Source organism: Gardnerella sp. c10Ua_244 (assembly GCF_055818055.1).
In genome coordinates, this window is sequence record NZ_JARFVS010000002.1 from 541,073 (window position 1) to 563,464 (window position 22,392).

At 42.7% G+C, this 22,392-nt stretch carries 15 protein-coding genes and 2 tRNA genes; 3 read left to right on the forward strand and 14 right to left on the reverse strand.

Annotated features, from left to right (window positions below):
* Nucleotides 1-199 precede the first annotated feature (199 nt).
* Entirely contained in the window at nucleotides 200-1,291 is a 1,092-nt protein-coding gene (gene rfbB, locus P0108_RS05345; protein WP_064621476.1) for a dTDP-glucose 4,6-dehydratase, read from the forward strand.
* 133 nt (nucleotides 1,292-1,424) lie between these two features.
* Here the strand turns inward: rfbB and P0108_RS05350 are convergent.
* From P0108_RS05350 to P0108_RS05400, 11 genes are all read right to left on the reverse strand, one after another.
* A tRNA-Ser gene (locus P0108_RS05350) sits at nucleotides 1,425-1,509 on the reverse strand.
* A gap of 278 nt (nucleotides 1,510-1,787) precedes the next feature.
* Nucleotides 1,788-3,029, reverse strand: a complete 1,242-nt coding sequence (locus P0108_RS05355; protein WP_064621477.1) for a UDP-galactopyranose/dTDP-fucopyranose mutase family protein — start codon at nucleotides 3,027-3,029, stop codon at nucleotides 1,788-1,790.
* 98 nt (nucleotides 3,030-3,127) lie between these two features.
* Nucleotides 3,128-4,096, reverse strand: coding sequence for a glycosyltransferase family 2 protein (locus P0108_RS05360; RefSeq protein WP_064621478.1), 969 nt, complete (start codon nucleotides 4,094-4,096; stop codon nucleotides 3,128-3,130).
* On the reverse strand, nucleotides 4,096-5,835 hold the full coding sequence (locus P0108_RS05365; RefSeq protein ID WP_064621479.1) for a glycosyltransferase: 1,740 nt from the start codon (nucleotides 5,833-5,835) through the stop codon (nucleotides 4,096-4,098). The genes P0108_RS05360 and P0108_RS05365 overlap by 1 nt, the downstream gene beginning before the upstream one ends.
* Nucleotides 5,836-5,892: 57 nt before the next feature.
* On the reverse strand, nucleotides 5,893-7,149 hold the full coding sequence (locus P0108_RS05370; RefSeq protein WP_064621480.1) for an ABC transporter ATP-binding protein: 1,257 nt from the start codon (nucleotides 7,147-7,149) through the stop codon (nucleotides 5,893-5,895).
* Complete coding sequence (locus tag P0108_RS05375) at nucleotides 7,149-7,994, reverse strand: ABC transporter permease (RefSeq protein ID WP_064621481.1); 846 nt, start codon at nucleotides 7,992-7,994, stop codon at nucleotides 7,149-7,151. Before P0108_RS05375 ends, P0108_RS05370 begins: the two co-directional genes overlap by 1 nt.
* Nucleotides 7,995-8,017: 23 nt before the next feature.
* A complete protein-coding gene (locus P0108_RS05380) occupies nucleotides 8,018-9,268 on the reverse strand; it encodes an acyltransferase family protein (RefSeq protein ID WP_064621482.1) in 1,251 nt (416 codons plus the stop codon).
* An 82-nt stretch (nucleotides 9,269-9,350) separates the two neighbouring features.
* Nucleotides 9,351-11,654: a hypothetical protein gene (locus P0108_RS05385; protein WP_473730837.1), complete on the reverse strand. Its 2,304-nt coding sequence runs from the start codon at nucleotides 11,652-11,654 to the stop codon at nucleotides 9,351-9,353.
* Nucleotides 11,655-11,738: 84 nt separating this feature from the next.
* Nucleotides 11,739-12,893, reverse strand: a complete 1,155-nt coding sequence (locus tag P0108_RS05390) for a LicD family protein (protein WP_064621484.1) — start codon at nucleotides 12,891-12,893, stop codon at nucleotides 11,739-11,741.
* Between the two features lie 100 nt (nucleotides 12,894-12,993).
* Complete coding sequence (locus P0108_RS05395; protein WP_064621485.1) at nucleotides 12,994-13,932, reverse strand: DMT family transporter; 939 nt, start codon at nucleotides 13,930-13,932, stop codon at nucleotides 12,994-12,996.
* 3 nt (nucleotides 13,933-13,935) lie between these two features.
* Entirely contained in the window at nucleotides 13,936-15,795 is a 1,860-nt protein-coding gene (locus P0108_RS05400) for a phosphotransferase (protein WP_064621486.1), read from the reverse strand.
* A 405-nt stretch (nucleotides 15,796-16,200) separates the two neighbouring features.
* On the opposite strand from P0108_RS05400, the gene P0108_RS05405 reads away from it, so the two are divergent.
* Nucleotides 16,201-17,133 (forward strand): glycosyltransferase family 2 protein, encoded by a 933-nt coding sequence (locus tag P0108_RS05405; protein WP_410309312.1) that lies wholly within the window; start codon nucleotides 16,201-16,203, stop codon nucleotides 17,131-17,133.
* Between the two features lie 93 nt (nucleotides 17,134-17,226).
* The gene (locus P0108_RS05410) at nucleotides 17,227-19,323 is read left to right on the forward strand and encodes a hypothetical protein (RefSeq protein WP_473730838.1); all 2,097 of its coding nucleotides are present in this window, start codon (nucleotides 17,227-17,229) and stop codon (nucleotides 19,321-19,323) included.
* Here the strand turns inward: P0108_RS05410 and P0108_RS05415 are convergent.
* From P0108_RS05415 to P0108_RS05425, 3 genes are all read right to left on the reverse strand, one after another.
* Nucleotides 19,309-21,327, reverse strand: a complete 2,019-nt coding sequence (locus tag P0108_RS05415; RefSeq protein WP_231130954.1) for a glycoside hydrolase family 25 protein — start codon at nucleotides 21,325-21,327, stop codon at nucleotides 19,309-19,311. The genes P0108_RS05410 and P0108_RS05415 overlap by 15 nt on opposite strands.
* 137 nt (nucleotides 21,328-21,464) lie before the next feature.
* Nucleotides 21,465-21,538, reverse strand: a tRNA-Gly gene (locus P0108_RS05420).
* Between the two features lie 120 nt (nucleotides 21,539-21,658).
* Nucleotides 21,659-22,141, reverse strand: a complete 483-nt coding sequence (locus tag P0108_RS05425; protein ID WP_004109204.1) for a holo-ACP synthase — start codon at nucleotides 22,139-22,141, stop codon at nucleotides 21,659-21,661.
* Nucleotides 22,142-22,392: the final 251 nt, after the last annotated feature.

The window sequence follows — 22,392 nt, forward strand, 5'->3', positions numbered from 1 at the left end:
TGCACATCTACTCAACTAATTTGCTGGTAAACAACACTTTAGAAAAACATACTCTACTTGCACACACGAAAGAAATGTATAGTATTAAAAAATTACAATTCAAAATGCGCGCATTAAACAATAAAATCAACGAAATAAACCAAAATAACAACGTGACTTAAGCCATAAACCAACGCACTAGTCATATGAAGGCGGAAACATGCACAACTACGCATCAAACAGTAATATTTTTCAACCACACCACATTTTAGTTACTGGCGGCGCAGGTTTTATTGGATCTAATTTTGTGCATTACATAGCTAAATATCATGTAACGGTTGCTGTTACGGTACTTGATTTGCTTACTTACGCTGGGAATATGGCAAATCTTTACGACTTACCTCAAGATTTTGCAAACAACCGATACGCTTTTATTCGCGGAGATATTCGAGACGAAAATATAGTTGATCAGCTATTAGATCCGCATAATCCAATTAAAACTGCAGAAGGAACAACACTTCCTGCTATAGACGCAATCGTAAATTTTGCTGCAGAATCACACAACGATAATGCAATCGAGTTTTCTGACCCGTTTATAAGCACAAATATTTTAGGAACGCATACACTCATTAAATTTGCACACAAATATAATATTCGCTTCCATCAAGTAAGTACCGATGAAGTTTACGGAGATTTTCCTATTGACAGCGTGCTTAAATTCGACGAGTCAAGCCCATATTGTCCATCTAGTCCATATTCTGCAAGCAAAGCTGCAGGCGACCTCTTGGTAAAAGCATGGTGTAGAACTTACGGTTTGCGCGCAACTATTTCGAATAGCAGCAATAATTACGGGCCACGACAGCATATTGAAAAGTTTATTCCTCGCCAAATTACAAATATTATGTGCAATATGCCAGCAAAATTGTACGGCGCAGGAGATTCGATACGCGATTGGATTCACGTTGAAGATAATTGCGACGCAATATGGCACGTTCTAACGCGTGGAACAATCGGTGAAACATATAATATTAGTGCCAACTGTGAAATTAACAACATAAATATTTTGCGGATTTTGATGCAGATAATGGGCGTGCCAGAAACAAATATAACGTATGTAAATCCCAGAATAGGCGAGGATAGGCGTTACGCACTAAATACTACGAAAATTCGAACACAATTAAAATGGGAGCCTAAACACAATAATTTGAAGCAAGAATTGCAAGAAACAATATCGTGGTACGACTCTCACGCTGATTTATGGAAGCCTATTAAAGCGCAAGTCGAGCAGCATTACGCTGAATTAGGGCACTGAATTTGGGTGACGAAATTGCGCTCGACGACCTGCCTGAGTGATTAGAGTGTAACATGCGCGACGTCGGGTAAGCGGCAATCGGGTTTTCGGCATGAAAAAAGGGCTTCTAGCGATTGGCCAGAAGCCCTAGGCGCGGAGAATACGAGATTCGAACTCGTGAGGCTGTTACACCAACACGCTTTCCAAGCGTGCGCCATAGACCACTAGGCGAATTCTCCAAACTGCTAACTTAGCAATCAAACTGCTTGCCAAGCAAACAACTTAAATAGAATACCACAAATCGCGGATATTGCAAACTCGCGCGCGCCGACAACCTTTTTGGGGACACTCGCGCAGATTGCGTTCTGCATTAGGGCCGGATTTTGCTTGTTTTGGGACACTCGCGCAGTCAGCAAACTGCATCCGTGTCCCTGATTGCCGTTTTAGCGCGCGCTCAGGTTACGCGCTTTCAGGTTACGCGCGCGGCGGCTAATCGCAAGAACGCCCGCCAAACCACCTAAGCCAGCAACGGCGCTACTTGAGATTCGTAAGCGCGCAAAGCCATGTCGATTACGTTGTGCATATCGTAATAGCTGTAAGTGCCCAAGCGACCGCCGAAAACTGTGCGAGGCTCAGCCGCAGCAAGCTCCGCATAGCGAGCATACAAGGCTTTATCTGCATCAGTATTCACAGGATAGTAAGGCTCATCGTCGCGAGTTGCAGCGCGAGAATACTCCTGCCACACTACAGTTTCACCAGCTTTCACGCTTTTACCCGGCACGAAAGTTGCACAATCGCTAGCTTCACCGCTAGCCTCTCCGCCAACTTCTTCACGCTCTGGATTAAAGTTCTTAAACTCAATCGCACGCGTAAACGGAACGTCCGCATCCGAATAATTCATGACTGGGCAGCCAAAGTGGTCGCTCTCCTCGTAACGCACTTCCTTAAAGTCCACAGTGCGCCACTTCAACTCGCCGAGCGCATAGTCAAAATACCTATCAACCGGACCGGTATAAACAACCGGCACTCCAGCCTCCGCCAACGCGCGCTTATTAAACGGCTGCGACTCGTCGAAAAAGTCTACACCAAGCGAAACGTGAATACGCGGATCGTCAATCATGCGCTGCATCCAAGCCGTGTAGCCGTCCGTAGGCAAGCCTTCCCAAGTGTCCTTAAAGTAGCGATTATTATAGTTAAATCTCACAGGCAAGCGCTTAATAATTCCAGCAGGAAGCTCGGAAGGATCCGTCTGCCACTGCTTTGCCGTGTAGTTTTTAATAAACGCTTCATAAAGCGGACGACCAATTAAGCTAATGCCCTTATCGTTCAAATTTTGCGAATCTTTGCCAGCCAACTCCCCCGCTTGGCTTGCAATCAAAGCCTTTGCTTCCTCTGGCGTGTAGTGCGCGTGGAAGAACTGGTTAATTGTACCCAAGTTGATTGGCAGCGGATACACTTCGCCGTCGTGCGTTGCGTACACGCGATGTACGTAGTTAGTAAACGACGTAAAACGATTCACATAATCCCACACGCGCTTGTTGCTTGTGTGGAAAAGATGCGCTCCGTACTTGTGAATTTCGATTCCTGTGCGCTCGTCAAAATACGAGTAAGCGTTTCCACCGATGTGATTTCGAACGTCAATAATTTCAACGCGAGCGCCCGTATGCTCCACTGCTTGCTGAGCTACAGTTAAGCCGAACAATCCTGCTCCAACAACTACTAAATCTGGGTAAGTTGCTGATTTTGCTTTTTCGTACATTTTATTCCTTTATAAGATACGTCTATTTTGAAATTATGCTTTATATATTCCCGTTATTAAGCTATTCCAGTTATTAACCTAGCATTTCGCTTGTTGCGCTACTTATTTTTAGGAAAATCAACTTTTGGATTAAATCTAATCGCTTTTAGCATTTGACCAATCATTTTGCGGCGCAACTTTCTCTCAACATGCCCTCTTCGCATTTGACGAACTACATTTGCGCAGAAAAGCAAGTATTTTGCTTTACCTTCGTGATGCAAACGGTAAGATGCTTGATTACGCACGCCGTATGCGAATTTCCAAGCATTCTTTTTGTCAATCATTGTAAAGTTCACACCCTTGTTTGCTCCCATGTCATGCATAATTACACTATCGAGAACCTGCACGCCCGGGCATACACGCGTAATACGAAGTGTATATTCGGCATCATCGAACCAAATAAAGTATTCTTTAAATGGCAATCCGTACTTTTCTATAACCCAACGAGGAATAAGCACCGACACAAACGAACAGCTTGTAACCATAACGAGATTGTTAAATCCTTTAGCAATAAGCCTTCCCCAATCCCACGTTGGTACTGGATTGTTCATTTCGCAAATCGATCCGTCCACGAACTTCACCATTGAGCAAGCATACGGAACATCCGCACCAAGCTCACCTACGGCAGCATTAAATCCATCTAGAAGCTTTTCCAAAGCTTGTGGCTGAGGGTAGCCATCGTCGTCAAAAATCCACACGAAATCTGCGCCAAGCTCGTACCCTTTACGCATACCAGCACTAAAACCGCCTGCACCGCCAACGTTTTCTGGCAAATTTACAACAGTAAGATTTACTCGATTCTCCAAATGACCATTCGCAAAATCGCGAGTGTACTCTTCCAAATATTTATCCGTGCCATCAGTTGAAGCATTGTTGACAATGATTAGTTGATTTGGAAGTCGCGTTTGAGATTCTAACGAAGCCAATACGGTTTTTAGTTTCTCTAACCTGTTAAAAGTTACTACAACAGCCGCAACATTAACGCTATCTTTTGATTTATTAGCATCCACTACTTGAGCATTTGACATTACTTGCTCCATTCTTCAAATAACTTAGTAAATAACGTTTCTGCAGATTCGAGTTTTGCGAAATTGCGCAATTTTTCAACTTCTTCTTTTAACAATAATGAACGATATGAATCATTCTCCATAATCTTAAACAATTCCTTTACAGACGCTTTAACAAAACTAGAAGTCATTCTTGGCAATAACGCACTTTTTGCTATAACAGTTTTTTGCGATCCAACATCCGATGAAATTACTGGAACTCCATTAGAAAGTGCTTCAATAGTTGTAAGCGTAATACCCTCGTTTACAGAGCTAATAAGTAGCACGTCCGCATCATCATACGTTTTTTGAGCTGGAATTTTCATAGATCTGCGCTCAATAACGTTTTCAAGACCATACCTAGATATAAGTTCTGAAACAAATGTGTCTAATTCGCCATCTCCATGCAAAATAAAGTGGAATTTCCCTGGATATTTTTTGTTTAAAGCTTTTGCAACAAGAACAAACGCTTCTGGACGTTTTTGTCTTGCAATCCTTCCAACAAAAGCAACATTCAGAACATTTTTATTTTTTCTCGGCGATACGCAATCGTTTCCAATTCCAGCAGTAAGACCAATAAGTGGAGCGTCAACAATCTTGGAAGATTCAATACCATGCACATCATGCAACCAATTTTCAAGTTGTGGAGAAATAACATGGTGCAAATCAATCCACTTATCGTGTGTTACAGCTTCATGCGGATATCCTCCACAATTTATGTATTCAACAATATGCAGCGAATCAATAATATGTGTTTCTGGGAAGAATTGTTTAACCCACCAAATATGGTCGTAAAGCCATTGGCAATGGTGTATTGCTATTGCTTTAATGTCAAATTGCTCAAACAAAGATCTTAAAAGTGGAACATCCGCCCAATATTCTCTAATTGGTGGAGTAAGTGGTAACACAAGAGCATCATCACAGAAATCTTTCGTGATCCACGGCTGGTGACCGTCTCTATCTGTGATAACAATTGGCACAAAACCAGCTTTTTTGGCAAGTTTTATTGTTTCTACAGCCCATCTTTCTGCACCACCAGCTTGCAACCAATGCAAACCTATAATAATAGCTTTTTTAGCTCCTTCAACTCTTTTAGCAGGAGAAACACAGTCCAATCTAGCATCTTTTATATTTGATAAATCCCAATTTTCTTGTTTTGCAATTTCTCTTTGGTGAGCATTTGCAACATAATCAAACTTCTTTTTATTCCAAGGACAATACGCTTCAACAAGTTTCTTCGAATCACACTCGCGTTTTTTGCGCATTACTTCCCTAACAACATCAAACATAGAAGGTGCGTGTAATTCACACTCTTTGTAAATGTGCTGCTTTAACGTATCAGAAGCCCAGTGAGACATCACATCATCGTCGGTTGCATCATCTGGTGTCAGCAACAAATACCTAACGCCATTATCTTTAAACAGTTTGCCTTCATTCCAAAATTCTTTTGTGTATTCGCTATTAGTTTTAACAGTTGATCGTGCACTAAAAGTTGCGATTGGTTTTAATCCTTCGTTTTTTGTACAAGCACCGTCAAAAACTGAAAAATCAGCCAATCGCGGATACTGCCATTTTTGACCCATGTAAACTTGATATTGCAAAGTTCTAGACGGTGCAGTTAATGAATGATAATTTATAGCACCCACAATAAGCCTGCGTTGACGCTCGCTTAAAGAGTCTATATAAGCTTTTGCATTAACATCTAGATTAAAGAAATTCATTACTAAAACACCCTTATTTTTAGCCTTTAACACATATAAAACCAGCAATAAATAAAGCTAGCATTTATAATGCTTTAAGCAAGTAAAAGTCATTGCATTGTCATTTAAGAGCGCATACTCACGGTTTCGACTATCTCTTACAGCAAACATGCATGAATTACTGTCGTTAGTAAACGCAACCATATCTGTTAATTCAGGATCAGTTTTGCTTCTAGTACGAAGAGAGGCAACAAGCTTAAATTCGCCATTATTTAAGATTTTAAGAGGCACTTCAAATTCAACTTTTTGTCTTCCTGTTCCTTCGAGCTCAATTTTATCTGCTCCAGAATCATACGTGATTCCCCCACGTTTTATGTCGTGCATTGCTACAGCTATAAAATATTTTCCAGGCTCATTGAATTCATATTCAATAGCAAAACGGAATTTTTCTTTACAATTAAGCAACTGCTTACTCAAAGGAACAATGCGCATAAATGGCACTCGCTCATTCAAGCCAACAGCATAACTATCTTCACTTTCTCCGCCATTTTGGCTAGAAAGATTTTCTAGAGTGTAACGATTTGCAACATCGTCTTTATCTCCGTTAACAATCACTTCGCCATTCTTAATAAGAACAGCTTTATTGCAATAACGCTTTACTGCGTTCATATCGTGCGTAACAAGAATAACTGTTTTGTTAGCATCTTTTTTGACTTTTGCAAAATATTCATCGCATTTTCTTTGAAAAGCTTCATCTCCAACTGCAAGAACTTCATCAAGTACTAGAATATCTCCCTGAGCTTGAATTGCAACTGAAAATGCAAGACGCACTTGCATACCAGAAGAGTAGTTTTTAAGTTTTTGATCCATAAACTCTTCAAGTTCTGCAAAATGCACTATATCGTCATACATGTTTTCAATTTGCGAGCGCGTAAAACCTAATAGTGCTCCATTTAAAAACACGTTTTCGCGACCGGTTAGTTCTGGGTTGAAGCCTACGCCAAGCTCAATGAATGGCACGAGTTTTCCGTTGACGTGTATGCGTCCGGAGTCTGGTACGTAGATTCCAGAGATGAGTTTGAGTAGGGTTGATTTGCCACTTCCGTTGCGTCCTACGATGCCGAAGAAGTCGCCTTTGCGTACTTCAAAGTTGATATCACGCAGAACGTGCTGTTCTTTGTAGCCTTTGATACCACGCGTCCAATTAATAAACGCCTGTTTCAAACCGCTTGCTTGCTCAGTTGGTAGCTTAAAGTATTTGCCTACGTGTTCTACTGAAAGTACGACTGGTTGCAACTCTTCTTTTTCAGTATTTGTCAACTCAATCTCGCTCATTACATCACCTCAGCAAACTTACGATTGCAGTTGCGGAACACTGCGACGCCGAGCACACACAAGATTACGGTTAATACTACCGGAACCATCATCAGCAAAAGAGACCCTACTAAATTCCACACAGTAGGCTGAGTAAGAGGTGCTACAAGATTGTGGCGCAAATCTTGAATACATTGTGCAATAGGGTTAAGTAACTGCACTTTTGCAATAACCGTTCCCCATCTTCCTAAAGAATTATTACCAATCACCATGCTTAGAGGGTAAATAATTGGCATTGCGTAAAACAACACTTGTTGAACAACATCCCACAAGTGCGCAATGTCGCGAAAATACACGTACATAGTTGCTAGCAGCAGCGTTACGCCTAATGCTAATGCGTACAACTGTATACAATTCAAAGGAACTAATAGCACCCACCACGTAAATTGCACGCCTGAGCAGATGGCGAAAATGATTACTACCACAAGATTTATTGCAAAACTGATTAACGCGCCAACAGTTGCCGAAACCACCACAATATAGTTAGGAAAATGGATTTTACGCAGCAAATCTCCACGGTCTACCACCGCACGTAAACCAATCGAAGTAGCCTCGCCAAAGAACTGCCATGCGCTAATGCCAAGCAAAAGCACAACTGGATAGGTGGGCGTGCCATCCGACATTCGCAAAAACTTTGCAAACACTGCATACATTACGCAAAACAGCATAAGCGGTCGCAAAACCGACCACGCAACTCCCAAGAAAGACCCTTGGTAGCGCAATTTGAAATCAGTTTTCACCAGCTCCTTAAGAACCACCCACGAATAGTGGTATCTTGCGCGCAACTTATCTACAATGTTTTTCACAAGATATATAGTTTACCAGTTACTTACTCCATTTTGGATTGCGGATCCGTTTTGTGCACAGAACATACGCAATTGGCGACATGCTCCAAAGTTAGCGCAATTCGGTTGGAAATTGGTTTGATAACGAGATCTATTACAACTGCAACAACTGAAAGTGCTGCGTACGTACAAATTAAAGTAATTGCGTAAAGTAGCACTATGAGTGCGCTTGAGGAAGTTGTAGGAAGCATCCACGCCACGAACGTCCACAACGCTATGAAAATAAACATGTGCTCGTGAAGAAGGTACACTCCGAAAGTTGCTTTGGAAACGCGCAAAATTACAGTTCTTGCTAGTCCTTTAATTCGCAACATATTTATTCGGTGTACGAGAATGAAAATACACATTGCAATAATCATTGGCAGTATTCCAATGCCGCCGTGGACCTGCTGATCCCACGTAAGAACTCGCACAAACTTATTTCCGGACGAAGCAACATAGTCGAAAGCGAGCATAAGAACAGTAGATATTGCTATGCACGCACAAAGTCGCTTCGTAGTAAGTTTTTTTATTCCGCTACCGTACTGCGCAATAAAAGCTCCGGCTAAATATCCAAAAATTGCGTAAATAATATCGTTCCAAGTATAATTTTTGCCAAAATATAGCGGAATAAGTGAGATTGACGCAAGAAGTACCAGCAGCATAGCATGATTGCGCTGAGTCATGTGACTTATAAGAATGTTGATAAAAGGCATGAACATGAGCATGATTAAGTACGCGCTCATGAACCAATAGCTTCGGTAAGTAAATGGCGTCACATTCCACAACAGCGTGTAGACAAGTTCTTTTCCGTGAAGTAAGTTGCTCAAATTTTCCGGAAGTAAGCCAAAGCAGTCTGCTACGAAGGTTACTGCCAGCACGATAATGCAGTAGAAGAACATTTGCGCCCACGCTGCAAAAACGCGTCGGTAGCGGAAGGTTTTGCGACATAAAAAGTAGCCGGAAATAATAAAGAAGGTTGAGACACCAACTTGACCGTATTGTACGACTAAGAATTTAAGTGCTGAACGCAAGCCTGGAGCCGGCAAAAGTTCCATATTGAAACTGTGCGCACGAATGTTCAAATGTATGATCATGTGGCAGACCACAATCATAAGCATTGCAATAATTCGCAAGACTTCAACTTGCAGGTCTTTTTGCGTGCCATTTTGCAGGTCTTTGCTCGATTGTAATACCGCTTGAGCTTGTGCAGAACACGCTACTTTTTGCGCTGATTGTTTCTGTTCTACTACCATATTTTCTTCTTCAAAATTTTCTTCTTCAAATTATCTGAATTGTAATTTACTAATAGTAACCAAATTGCAACTGATTCGTCTGTTACGTAAGTGGCGAGAACCAGGATTCGATACTTCTGTATATACTCGGCCTAGTGCCTTGAAGGTCTGAGTATCGTCCGTTGGCAAGGAGGTTTAAGGAACACAAGCCCACGCTGGAAATCACCAGAATAATCAAAACTTTGTGCATTAACTTAAAGTTGGCTTTAGAAGGCGACTCCTCGCCTGTTTCGTTGACGCAACCAGAAGGAACGTCAACCGTGCGCGCGCAAGACGAGACTTTGTCTACAAGACTTGCAATCACCATAATTGCACACAACGCTAGCAGCCAGCCAAAATCACTAAAGTACCTGCTGGAAATTCCTACTACTTCCGCGTCTAATACCATAAGCAGTATCGACAATGTTAAGCCGAGCGTAAAGAATCCAGCAAGCTGCTTTTTGCGTAATTGTTGCTTTACTACCGGGTACAGTACTACGGCTGCGCATACAGGAGAGTAAGCGAGTAGGCCGCCAAAGAATGGCTCCATAATGATTTGCCCGTGGAACATTGACGGCAGCACGGATTGTTCCATAAACGGAAAAACTGGCGTAATAGTAATCGGCTGGAACAGGTACATCCATACTCCCCATGGGATTCGCGCCCAAGAGTAGGAGCGGTGAACCATGTCAAAACCGGTGAGATTGTAGGTTGCACCAAAATCGAGTGGAGAACCGAAACGCGCGTAGTTGTACCAGCAGGCGGCTAAGCCTATAAGAATCATTGGTGCGATTACGCATATAGTATTGATTACGCTGCTTCGTTTGAAGGCAAAAAATAGACGGTACTTTACGATTTCTTCCTTAAAAATTACGAAAGCAAACAGTGACGCCAGAATAAATTGCGGTCTACACCATAGGTTTAGTGCAATACATACTGCTCCCAGAATGAGTAGTGACTTCCGTAAGTACGGGGTTTCAGAAAGAGCATCTTGAGTAGTTCGCGCCTGTAGCCACAATCCCAGTCCTAAGCAGGTGAAACACAATGATGACAGCACAGGAAGCGAGTAGATTTGCGGCAGATACGCCTGAATTAGCACTCCGCTGGACATGAGCATAACGAGATGCGACAGCACAAGGAAGCCGAAGGATCGCTTTGGGAAGAAGCGTCGAAGTAATTGCACCACAAGATAGATAGAAGCAATTGCGAAAGCGACAGCAAAGAAGGCGACGGCGTAATCTGTGCGCAAATCGTGGCCGGTAAGTACTTTGAACGGCACAAAAAGTAACAGTGCAGGAAGTGCGCCGAAGTAAGTAAAGTAGTGGCTTCCGTGGAACGCATAATCCCAGTAAGTTGGTTGACCAGTTTTTATCGACATGGCGTAGCGCGCGCCTGCATCGTAAGGGTTGCTCATATTCGGCAGCCAGTCAGGAACCGGCAGATCCAAGTACAGGTGACCTTTGAGCAGGCTGTTGGCGAGATGATTGTATTGGTTGGCGTCACATATAAAGCCGCCGTTATTACATACCCCCGCTGTAAACATGTGTTGAGTACCAGTAACTTTCGTTACTCCAATAAGTATTGCGCACTGCACTAGCACTAACGCAACGAGCCACAACTGCTGCTTACGCACGCGCAAATCAAGCGCTTCTTTGTAAATGCGCGAACGAGGAGCCAACACGTATATCGCGTAAGCAATCACCAACAACATCACGACGCGAACAAGCGAAATATGCAACGGTCTACGCTGGTTCAACGCAAAGTTAGCAATTGTAAAAGAATCGCCTTTCTGAAGCTTCGTGCTCAAACGCAAACCCACAACTTTATCAACCGCATGCACGCGCACATACTTCGTATCGTTCACATTCGACGTAACCGGCTGAGACGCAACTTGAATATAAGAAGCACTGTTGCCACCATCCAACACATACACAGCAATATCGAGTGTGCGAGTATGAGGCGAACGCGTATCGACGTAAATGTTATTTATTTGAGAAGGCTGAGCGTAATGCAATTGTATGTATTGATCGTTTTTGCCGGTAACTGTATACACGTCGCCGTGACGCGTCAAACCTGCACCGGTTGAAACTCTCTGAACAGGAGTTGGATTGAATCCTGACGATTCGATTGCCGGAAAGTTGAACCATACAAGTTCCAGCAGAAGCACAATAATAAGCGGCATAATTAGCGATATGCGTCGTAAAACAGAACGCATAGCGCGAGCACAATCGCGACTGCACTGTATCGCACTGCTTATTGCACCACTTATTGTGCTACTTACTGCACTACCAACCATCGTTACGTTTCTTTCTGCCGCCACATCATTTACAGCAGTCGCATTACCGTTACTATTGCTCGTATCGCCCATATGCACACCTGTTAATTCCTTCGTACTATTGCCATTCTTAACGTTACTGTTTTGTAGAGTTACCGTTTTGTAGCGTTACATAACTCACTCAAGTCTGCCACAATCGATCGCATACGGATTTGAACGAATATCCTGCTCGATTACATCGTCAGTATGACTGCTATGCAAGGATTCGCAGTCAACATGACGGAAGTGCGTAATAATATCCGATGGCAGCTGATAAATATCACCATACACGCGTTCCAAAATATCTTCCGATAACTGCGGTATAGCAACAGAAAAATCTTCAAAAGTTGCCATTTTTACTGGAAACATTTCGGCACATTGTGCAATATACAAATTCTCAGCATCAACATTATCCAAACCATACACCACGTTGCGCGCGCAAGACTTACTCATCACAAGCCCCTGGTTTACAGCCTTCTTTTGGAAACTCTGAAAAATCTGTTCAATATCAGCAGTGTATTCGCCGCCCCGCTCAACATAACCGCGGTCAAGCCATGTGTTGAAAAAAGTCTGCGAACGCAACTCTTGCTGCAAATCCTTACGCAAAGACACAAAACTCTGCTGCTGTTCAGACGTCAAATCAGGCGCGTAATCGTAGAAGAAAATATCCAAAAAACAAGGATTACTATTATTCGCGTAGCGGAACCGCAACTGACGGCAGCACACGTACGGATCGTACACGAGCACCGCACGGTAGCGCGCGCGCAACGCGGCATCCTCGCGCAACATTGTCAGCAGCTTATCAATATCCTCTCGCATCATACCCAAGTCAACATCGTCATCCCAAGGAATAAACCCACGATGACGCACGCAACCGAGCAGCGTACCAAAATCAGCCCAATACTGAAGATTATGCTGCTGCGCAATCTGCGCAAACTCACTCAGCAGCGACGCGCAACCCCGTTGTATAACGCGCATAGAACCTGTAGCTTTCGGCAAACTAAGGAAGAAACGCTTATGCGCATCCACGCTACTTTCGCCATCTTTCCTATAGTTTGACCAAGCCATAATCGAAGACTGCTCACGATTCGTCAAAATCTCCGTGCGCAACGACTTCTCAACGTTATACTGCCCAACCTCAAGATGAGCGCAGCGAGCGTCGACACATTCTTGCAATCGAGAAATTTGCGTTTGAATAGCACTCAGCTGCTCGCGCACTTCCACAATAGAGCGTTTTGACGAAGGGAGTCTGCCTATTATCCAACTCACTATGCGACGTAACTGCGAAACCATAAGTTCATTACTCCCTCATTATTTAAAAACATACTTGCTATAGCGTACTGCTATAAACTGTTGCCACAATGCAATACAGGTTTATCATACTCCGTTGCAATTATTTTTCGGAAGCCACCACTACCGTCCCCGCAATTATCACCACGCAACAAACCCACGCAATAAGCGGCGGAATTGTTTGAGAAAGTAACGCTGCTGCAATCATGCTCCATACCGCGTACGTAATATTTCCAGCCATAGCGCGCGTCGCACCAACCTGAGCAATACCGCGGTAGTAGCACAAGTAGGAAGCAGCACCAAGTAACGCTATAAATATAGCTAACGCAATAAAGACGGCTGATTGCATAATCTTTACGCTAAAAACCGGCAGTATCGTACACAACGGCACAATGAGTAAGGCGTACGACAGTGCGGAAACAGTTTCGCGCACGTGCAGCATTACTTCGTCGTCCACGCTTTGCTTTCTGGTAGCCCACGCGCAAGTAACGGCTTCACTTCCCCAACCAATAACACTGAAAATAGCCGCAATCAAACCTAAGACTATGCTGCCCGGAGAGAAGACAGTTGCGGTTGAAGATTCCACGCAAGAACAGTAGCCAAGCACTCCTACCGCAATAAGCGTTACAGCAAAAGCACAATATTTCAACGCACTTAAGCGTTCGCGCAACACAATAGAAGACAGTACTATGCCAAAAGCCGGGTACAGTGCGGAAATCGCAGCAGCGTAACCGGCACCAATATTGCTTGCCGCAATAGCGTAACCGGTCATACCAATTGGGCCTCCAAGAAGCGAACTCAACACAATAGGCACAATCAATTTCGTACGTTTGCAAAGAGCAACAGTTTCGCGCAACTTTGAACGACAAGCCATATAAATCCACAATATTACAGCACACACAACGTCGTGAACGCAAGCGCCCACAACTCCCACATACCATACTGCAGAAGGTGTTAAGCCATGAACAGATAACGCAACCAACACCGCAAGCAAAGCAGTATCAAGTCCCCAAAACAGTCCACTTATTAAGGAATATTTCATAAATCACACCTTTGCCACAGAGCCTGCAGACCCGTCACAACCAGCAGATTCAGAGGATTCATCGGATACGGCACCATATTCGCTCGAAGCGCGGTCAACATAACGTTTCGCATAACGGTAATACAAATAACGACAGTCGCCTACAGGCTCCCCCTCAGCCTCTTTTACCAACGACCACAAATACCAACACCACCCCGCAAAACCAACGTACGCCATGCAATGACGACGTTCAGCACAAGTAGGATTGCGCTCAAAATACTCCGCTAGAACCGCGTCAAATTCCTGCTCATTAAGCGCGTCAGACACGCACAACGTACCCAAATCCTGCGCATAATCCGACATCCCCGCATACTCCCAATCAATCAGATGGTAGCGTCCAGCAATATCCACAAGCACATTCGCACCCAATATATCGTTGTGCGCCAAGCAAATTTTTTGACAAGCATCTTTACTCACGCACTCATGCAAACAATCAACCTTATGAAGCAAAGCGTCAGCACCCTCAGGCAACGCAACACGGCGAGCGCACAAATCGCGCAAATAACGCTGAGATTCCTCATAAAAATCGAACCGTCTACTCACCGTAGCGCCACTGTTGTGAAGCTTACGAATCAGACGCATACCTTCGCGCAAATCGCAAGAATCGTGAAAATCAGCGGTACGACAACCTTTCAAAAAATGCGAAATTTTCCAGCCATACTTCGGATCATCCGCAACCAACGTACCGTCCAAACCAAGGTGCTGCGCCGCACGCAAAGCCTCATCCTCAGCCTGGCGATTCACCAACACATCCGTGCCAACCCCCGGATGACGGTACACATACTCGTTAGAACCAACCATAAAATGGCAAGAAAGATTCGTCAAACCATTTTTCAACGGGTAAACGTCGCGAATATCCGACTTTTTGCAACCAAGCACCTTAACAATGCGGTCAAAAACTTCACTGTCAACATTTTCCAAAAACAGCGGATCAAACTCGCGAAGCTCATCTAACGAATCGAACTCGTGAATAATCGGCGGATCGTAGCGGCGCATGCGCATATCAAGCTCATCTAAATGCTCAATCAAAATATCTTCCCACAGCTTGCCAGCAGTCTGCGGCAAATCATATTCCGCACGCAAAATTCGCACAAACTTAGCCGAAAATTCGCTGTCAAAATACACGTGACCAATCATGTACCACGCATCACTGCCACCAATAGTTACCGACGTAATGCGATCGTGCGCACCTACACTCATACACCACTCTTTAGTGCGGCCCCGCTGATATTGCGCAGAATAGTAAGCCTTCCACACGTATGGTTCAAAAGGATTTTCGTCGAAATAATTGTCAGAAGAACAAATATACGTGTTACTTAAAAGGTGAGCAACAGCCATGATTGAACTGTTGTTGTTGCGCTCACGATATTCCTTATTTGGTACGATTTTTACGCAAAAATCGCCTTTAGTAAACTTGTCTTCCAAATAGAAGAAACGTTCCTGCTTGTATCCAACTACTACGCTAATATCGTTAATTCCTGCCGCTTGTAATTGACGAATTTGTCGTTCAATAAGCACTTCGCCGCGCACAGTGAGTAAACCTTTTGGCAATTCGTAAGAAATCGGGGAAAAGCGGGAGGAAAGGCCAGCTGCCATAATCACCGCATTGTGGACGCGATGCGGTTCGAGTGCGGTAAGACCTTTTGATGTAACTTCACCATTAACAACAAACCCATGCTGAATAGCATCGCGTAACGCACTATTTACTGTGCCTAATGAAAGCTTCGTATGCTCAGCTATAGTACGTTGATTACTTCCTGGCAAATGTTGCAATGCTGATATTACAGCAAATTCGTTATGAGTTAATGCTGAATATGCTTCCATAACAGTGTCTCCATGCACTAGTCGAGGTGCATAATGATGACTCTATACATTTTGTTGCATTAGTATAGTATGCACAAAGGTGTTCAAAAATAATTATTATTAGTTTATTTTGAACATTTGACACTGTTTGCAGCATACACTTTTATACGTATTGCATGCCACCATAACTATTCTTAATACTCACATTCATTACATAACTTGAAAAAATTACATAACACTTGCCACGCAGTATAGCAGACTATATGCGCAAGTACTACGCACAGTACTGCACACTGCCACATAAACGCAAATAGATTGTTGCACTACAATCCACAACAATAGGTAAGATAACAGTGATATGCACATAGTATAAGAACATTACTGCTCATTCCATGCGCACCATTCGCCATTATGAAGGGACATATTATGACTTCTGTCGCAGTGCTGCTGCCGTGCTATAACGAGGCAATCACCATTGGAAAAGTTGTTAAAGACTTTAAGGCGGCACTTCCAGAAGCAACGATATACGTGTACGACAACAACTCAACGGACAATACTGCAAAAATAGCCAAAGAAGCAGGTGCTGTGGTTCGTAAAGAGCCAAGACAAGGCAAAGGCAATGTGATTCGTGCAATGTTCCAAGACATAGACGCAGATGTTTACGTAATGGCAGACGGCGACGACACATATCCTGCTGAAGCGGCACCAGATATGGTTGCAAAAATCGTTGAAGGCTACGACATGGTTATTGGCGACCGTCTAAGTTCTACGTATTTCCAAGAGAATAAGCGACCATTCCACAATTTTGGAAATCGTTTAGTTAGAGGCGCAATTAACACGCTTTTCCACGCAAAAGTAACTGATATTATGACAGGCTACCGTGCTTTTTCTTTTTCATTCGTAAAGACTTATCCTGTACTTTCGCGCGGATTTGAAGTTGAAACAGAAATGACAATTCATTCGCTTAACAACAATATAAAACTGTACGAAATGCCAATTCAGTATCGTGACCGCCCAGAAGGATCAGTTAGCAAGCTAGACACAGTTGGAGACGGTATTCGAGTGCTTTCAACCATTTTTCACATGATTCGCGAATACAAACCAATGCCTTTCTTTGGAACACTTGGCGTAATAATAACACTGTGCGGAGTAGGAGCATGCATGCTTCCATTCATAGAATTTTGGCGCACACACCTAGTAACACGCTTCCCTACTCTAATTGGTGCTGTAATGCTAATTATTACAGGATTACTATTCTTTATTTCCGGAATTATTCTTGAGATTTTAGCCAAAAATGAGCGCAAACGTTTTATAGAACAAGTAAACCTTTTTGATTACATAAAAAGAAATAGAAAGTAGCAACCTGTGCGAGCCGTCATAAAAAACAATCTTAAACTAAAAACTTATTTGCCATATATAGTGTGCTTTGTTATAAGCGGACTAATAACACTAATGTTTTTTAGTAACTTATTTCAAGCATCCGAATTAGGATTTAAAACACAAAGCATAAATTTAAGCACAGTAAAAGAACTAAAAGCTGAACAAGCAGAAGACTCTACAAACGCAAGCCGTGATGAAATATATGCAAAATACAAAAATGACGGCGTACATATATCTAAAAATGGCGCAGATGTAGAATTCACAAACTTAAACACGTACAGCAAAACATTAGAGATTTCGCTACAACAAACAAAACCAGTTTATTACGTAACTGGAAGCGTAGAATTAGAAGACTTTGGTGTAGCTCCTGGATACGCTTTAGCTAGCCAATTTAAAATAACAACAGGAAAATTTAATACGACTAAAGTACGTTTAGAAAGTCACGGAAAACTAAACAAAATAAAATTACACTTTAATGAAACGCCAAACGGAATCGTTGTTAAAAATATAACAATTAATCCAAAATACAAGTTGCACATAAACTATGGAAAATGGGCTATATTATTCGTTTTTGGATCCGCGATTATAACTATACGTAAGAAAAAATGGCACAAAATAGCCTATATTCAAGGAGATCGAGCTCAAACCATAATTTTTTGGGCTTTGTGCGCAATAGTAACCGGATTCTCACTGTATATTTGGCTCCGATTAAACACTTATAATCGAATACGCGTTCCACTCTCCTACGATAAATACGATTTTATAGACGGAAACCCATATACAGAGCAGTTAAAAGCCTGGAAACAAGGATCGCTATCTTTGCTACAAGACCCACCAAATGGCTTATTGCATTCAACAAACCCATTTAGCATTGGCAAAAGAATGCAATTAGTGCGCGAGGGAACTCCTGCAATATGGGATGTTGTGCTGCATAATGGCAAATATTATTGCTACTTTGGAATAGTACCGTTTATTTTAACTTATTTGCCGTTTAACGCTTTGTTCCCAGCTTGGATGCCGAGCGCAATAATGGTCACAACATTATTTGCAGCAATTACAATACCAGCATTATTTGCATTGTGGAAAGAAATAATAACATTCTTTGAAATACGAATAAACTACTGCTCAATGCTGCTTATAGGAGCAGCCTTACCATTTGGATGCCTTGTTTTTTATCTGCAAGCATCTGCATCGATTTACTACATTCCTATGGTAAGCGCTATATTTTTCGGAACATTATTTGTTTACGCATCACTGAAAGCCGTAAGGCTTAAGACTAAATTTACTCAGTATGCATTATTTGCTTTAGCTGGATTAAGCTTAGCTTTGCAATGCGGTTGTAGACCAAATTCTTGCATTTCCACAGTTGCGTTTATAGCTCCACTGTTTATTGCTTTACTGCTTAACAACTCCAGAAGCGTAGTAAATAAAGTATCTGCAGCTTTAAGCTTCCTAACTCCTGCAATAGCTGGGTTTGCCGGAATCTTAGTATATAACTACTTGCGTTTTGGTTCATTCTTTAACTTTGGTAACGAAGAACAATTAACAAATTTTGACTTGCGATTTAATCGTATAGCATTTGACCCTCTAAAAATCAAAGACTTGTTAATAAACTTCTTTATAAAGCCACCAAGCATAGATACGGAATTCCCGTATATTACAATAACCAGCTCAAACATTTCGGATTATGGAAATAGTTTCTTTAATCACATGACATTTGGTCTGCTATCAATACCACTTATTTGGGGCATTTTCTTAATAAGACGCAAGTACATGCAAAAAATCGAATACATAATGTGCTTAAGCGGAATAACATTCTCGATTATGTTAATCTACGTAAACTACTGCTTAGGCGGCAGCCTTTACCGTTATTATTGCGATTCAATAATAATTCTTATGATTATTGCATCTATTGGTTTTGCTAGAAGAAATTGCTCAGCTAATCAAGATGCGCAGTTGCAATTAGATAAAGAAAATGCATGCAACAATATCGAATTGAATAGGAACCAAATGTCTACTCAAACTCTAATCGTTGCATGCACTACATTAACGATAGTATTAGGATTCTTGCTTGTATTTGCAAATCACACAGAAGCTGCGAATGAAATACAATACACAAATCCAGATGCTTTTATTGCATGGAGCCAAATGCTATCAGTGGGCTTCTAACACAACATTCTGGCACTTTTGATGCCATAAGCCATTGCCATCATTGTGTTCATCTTCAATAGGCGCGCCGAGCTTCTTAAAGTCACCGCGCGCATAATAATCCTTGCGAAGATTGAACATGATAACGAACTTCTTATCCTTACCATGCGTCCAAACATCACCATTCTGGCAACGCTGACGCCACCAGCCAGCACCCATATTCTCCTCATCAGCAACAGGAGCACCAAGCCAACCAGCACCACGATGCCTATAGTAAGAATCACGAAGAGCAAACATGATAACAAACTTCTTATCCTTACCATGCGTCCAAACATCACCATTCTGGCAACACTGACGCCACCAGCCGCCGCCCATGTTTTCCTCTTCGGCAACAGGAGCGCCAAGCCAAGCAGCACCGCGATGTCCTTGGTAAGAGTCGCGTAACTCAAACTGAATCACGTACTTAATGTCTCTGCCATGCGTCCAGACGTCGCCGTGCTTGCAGTGCTGACGCCACCAGCCGCCACCCATGTTTTCCTCGTCGGAAATAGGCGAGCCAAGTCGCGAATAGCTTCCGTGCTTGTAGTAGGAGTCGCGCAATTCGTACTGGATTACGTACTTCTTATCTCGGCCTTGCGTAAACACATCGCCGTGCTGGCAGTGCTGACGCCACCAGCCAGCACCCAAATTCTCCTCATCAGCAACAGGAGCACCAAGACGACCATAACCACCATGCTTGTAGTAGGAGTCACGCAATTCGTACTGGATTACGTACTTCTTATCTCGACCCTGCGTAAACACATCGCCGTGCTGGCAACGCTGACGCCACCAGCCAGCACCCATATTCTCCTCATCAGCAACAGGAGCACCAAGACGACCAGGGCCGCCATGAGCATAATATGAATCGCGAAGCTCGTACTGGAGCACAAACTTCTTGTCTCCATTAGTCCATACTTCACGACGACCAGAACTCTTTACAGTCCAGCTACCATAGTTGCGCGTTTCTCCAGAAGGCTTAGAAGAATTAGGCTTAGTAATAGTGCTACCAAACTCAGAAACACCATTGATTTCGCCGCCACCAGCCATGCCGAATGCGTTCAAATCGACGCGACCATCAATTCCGTCAACGCTGCCGTCGGAAGTGTACTGCCATCCGCGCAATGCTGTAGAAATAGGGAAGCCTACGCGAGAACCGTAGCTAGCAACCCAGCTTGTACGCTCGTGAATATACTGAGAATTTAATGGTCCTCTCAAATAATTTGCATAAGAGTAAACGCCGAGCTTATGGTAGCCTGCAGAAACTAACTGATTCCACCAGGAAGCAACAATATCCTGGTAAACGTATGGTGATGTTGGTGGTTTATGACCACTCCAGCTCCACTTTTCCAAATCGTAATAAACAGGATACGTTAAATCGTCAGGGCTTACTCCAGCACCCTTCAAAAGCTTCACAATATCGGCACCCTCAGCGGCACCATCTTCAGCTTTTTCAGCATAAGAGTACATGTAAATACCAAACGGAATACCAAGACGCTTACATTCGCTAATATTACGAAGAGCTTGCTTATCGTAACCGTTATCCCAACCGTAGCTAATACGAATAATCGCACCATCTACGCCAGAAGATTTTACAGCTTCCCAATCAATTTCTTTTTGATGCTCAGAAACATCAATAACCGCCTTAGCGTTATTAACGAACACATCATCATTTCCATCAATAAAAGCCGTAGTGCCATCAGCATCACTCCAATGCGCACCATACTCATTATCAATAAACGAGCTTTGATACACAGTGCCAGAATGTGATTGAATAATAGGCTTAACAACACTTTTGGTATGCACATTGGTATGCACATTAGCACGCACATTTGCATGCACATGTTCAATCGATGAAGATTTTTGCGGCGCAACGACATTCATAGTGAAAGCAGTAGCAGCCGACACTAATCCAGCTAATACACGTACGATAATCTGTCCCACGAGTCCTCCAGACATGTTTTTTACGTGTCTCTCCGCTATTACCATAGCAATAGCACCCTAATAGCAAGCATAAATTCAATGAAAATGTGAAAATAATATGCAAAACATGTGATTTTCACAAAAAACTGAAATAAATAAACCATTAAAAAGAAAATTGCAAAACGTAAAGCAAAAATAAAAAATGGAGCGGACGACGGGAATCGGACCCGCGTAATCAGTTTGGAAGACTGAGACTCTACCATTGAGCTACGTCCGCAATTACGCACCATATTTGCACGAAATATTCACGCACAAATATCGACTCGTTCAAGTATACAGATGCTTGTGACATCGACACAAGTGCACAAAACATATTTTTCTTATAATGTAGCTTTTCTTATAAGACTTCAAGCATTACAACAGCTGATGCAAAAGCTGAATTATCGTCTAATAATCCGTCATGACTAAGCGAAATATGCCAACGAATATTATCTATGTGCTCACTACTATCTACACACTCGCTGGACGCACTGAAAAGCGATTTTACAAGTTGCGAATGCACATCTGAGCTGAGAATAATGCGTGGGCAACCATGGGAATCGTTAAGAATCTCAATACTCGCCCATGGCATGTTATCCAGAGTATATGGATAAGGGTTATTTATTGTGCATAATGCCTCGGACCACGCTTTAATCACAGCTTCTTTGCCAGCCCAGCGTGCTGCAATATGTAAAGCTCTCTCATCATTCTTCACTTGCGCACGAAGATCACATTGTCGAAGCTCTCGCACAGAAAACAGCGCACGCCAACCATTGCCATCCTGCATCTGCTCAGCAAACTGCGCAACGTTTACCAAGTCGTGCCCTATTCCTGCAATCATACACACCTACTTTTAGTACATATACATACTTTTTTATGTTCTACGCAAAAATACTATATAAAATCTTATATAAAATATATTTAAATCAACAATCACTTACGCGCTTTTACTGCAGTAGCAAACGCCGAAAAATCACCGGCAAATGTTTTCCAAAACTACAAAAACGACAGCAAACGCCAGAAAATTACGCACGCTACGACCTGCTTAAGCATGTGCACAAGAAACGCTACAAGCGTGATTAATTCATATAC

What these genes read in the sequence shown, in the direction of transcription:
- rfbB (WP_064621476.1), top strand. Translation starts at nt 200, where the DNA reads ATGCACAACTACGCATCAAACAGTAATATTTTTCAACCACACCACATT.
- P0108_RS05355 (WP_064621477.1), bottom strand. Translation starts at nt 3,029, where the DNA reads ATGTACGAAAAAGCAAAATCAGCAACTTACCCAGATTTAGTAGTTGTT.
- P0108_RS05360 (WP_064621478.1), bottom strand. Translation starts at nt 4,096, where the DNA reads ATGTCAAATGCTCAAGTAGTGGATGCTAATAAATCAAAAGATAGCGTT.
- P0108_RS05365 (WP_064621479.1), bottom strand. Translation starts at nt 5,835, where the DNA reads ATGAATTTCTTTAATCTAGATGTTAATGCAAAAGCTTATATAGACTCT.
- P0108_RS05370 (WP_064621480.1), bottom strand. Translation starts at nt 7,149, where the DNA reads ATGAGCGAGATTGAGTTGACAAATACTGAAAAAGAAGAGTTGCAACCA.
- P0108_RS05380 (WP_064621482.1), bottom strand. Translation starts at nt 9,268, where the DNA reads ATGGTAGTAGAACAGAAACAATCAGCGCAAAAAGTAGCGTGTTCTGCA.
- P0108_RS05385 (WP_473730837.1), bottom strand. Translation starts at nt 11,654, where the DNA reads ATGGGCGATACGAGCAATAGTAACGGTAATGCGACTGCTGTAAATGAT.
- P0108_RS05390 (WP_064621484.1), bottom strand. Translation starts at nt 12,893, where the DNA reads ATGGTTTCGCAGTTACGTCGCATAGTGAGTTGGATAATAGGCAGACTC.
- P0108_RS05395 (WP_064621485.1), bottom strand. Translation starts at nt 13,932, where the DNA reads ATGAAATATTCCTTAATAAGTGGACTGTTTTGGGGACTTGATACTGCT.
- P0108_RS05400 (WP_064621486.1), bottom strand. Translation starts at nt 15,795, where the DNA reads ATGGAAGCATATTCAGCATTAACTCATAACGAATTTGCTGTAATATCA.
- P0108_RS05405 (WP_410309312.1), top strand. Translation starts at nt 16,201, where the DNA reads ATGACTTCTGTCGCAGTGCTGCTGCCGTGCTATAACGAGGCAATCACC.
- P0108_RS05410 (WP_473730838.1), top strand. Translation starts at nt 17,227, where the DNA reads ATGTTTTTTAGTAACTTATTTCAAGCATCCGAATTAGGATTTAAAACA.
- P0108_RS05415 (WP_231130954.1), bottom strand. Translation starts at nt 21,327, where the DNA reads ATGGTAATAGCGGAGAGACACGTAAAAAACATGTCTGGAGGACTCGTG.
- P0108_RS05425 (WP_004109204.1), bottom strand. Translation starts at nt 22,141, where the DNA reads ATGATTGCAGGAATAGGGCACGACTTGGTAAACGTTGCGCAGTTTGCT.